At 55.0% G+C, this 769-nt stretch carries 1 protein-coding gene; it reads right to left on the bottom strand.

From position 1 onward, the window contains the following. On the bottom strand, positions 1–737 hold a 737-nt coding region (locus tag MLC59_RS19815), incomplete at its 3' end, for a reverse transcriptase domain-containing protein (RefSeq protein WP_345799796.1). Between the last annotated feature and the right edge of the window lie 32 nt (positions 738–769).

The following is a 769-nucleotide window of genomic DNA, read 5'->3' as shown; positions in this document are numbered from 1 at the left end:
TTGCCGAGGTAGTGCTTGTTCAGGTACTGATCGAACTCATGCAGCATGATATTCGATAGCAGTGGCGATATAACACCGCCCTGAGGTACGCCCTCACTTGCTGCCCGGAAAAGACCTGCATCAATATGACCGGCTTTTATGAATCGCCAGAGAAGGTTCAGGAACCGTCGGTCCCTGATTCTGCGACGTACAGCTTTCATCAGAAGCCGGTGATGCACGGTATCAAAGTAGCTGGACAGATCCCCTTCAATGACCCAGCGTCCGCGCGTTTCCTTATTGTCCGTCAGTTGCAGTTTCACTGTACGGATCGCGTGATGAACGCTCCGCTCCGGTCGGAACCCGTAGGAGAGCGTATGGAAGTCGCTTTCCCACATGGGCTCCATCGCCATTAACATGGCCCGTTGAACGATGCGGTCGCGTAGGGTCGGGATACCCAGTGGTCGTTGCTTGCCGTTGGCCTTTGGGATATACACCCTTCGGGCCGGTAACGGCTGGTAAACATCGGAGAGTAAATCACTCCTGATCTGTTGAAGAATAGCCGGCAGCCTGTCCTGCACAGTCAGCTTGATCTCTCCGTCTATCCCGGGCGTGTTTGCCCCTTTGGAAGACAGAGTGACCCGAGCCGCTTCTGCGAGCCAGTCAGGCTGTGCTATCAGGCGCAACAACCTGTCCACCCGGCGGGTGGGGTCGGTTGTTGTCCAGGTCGCTAGCTTGCGTTGCATTTCGCTGATTATCAAAGGTCTTCACCTTGTTTGGTCAGGTAGTTTGC

It is taken from the genome of Marinobacter bryozoorum (assembly GCF_023156245.1).
Classification (GTDB): domain Bacteria; phylum Pseudomonadota; class Gammaproteobacteria; order Pseudomonadales; family Oleiphilaceae; genus Marinobacter; species Marinobacter bryozoorum.
This window is presented reverse-complemented; position numbering and strand designations above follow the sequence as displayed.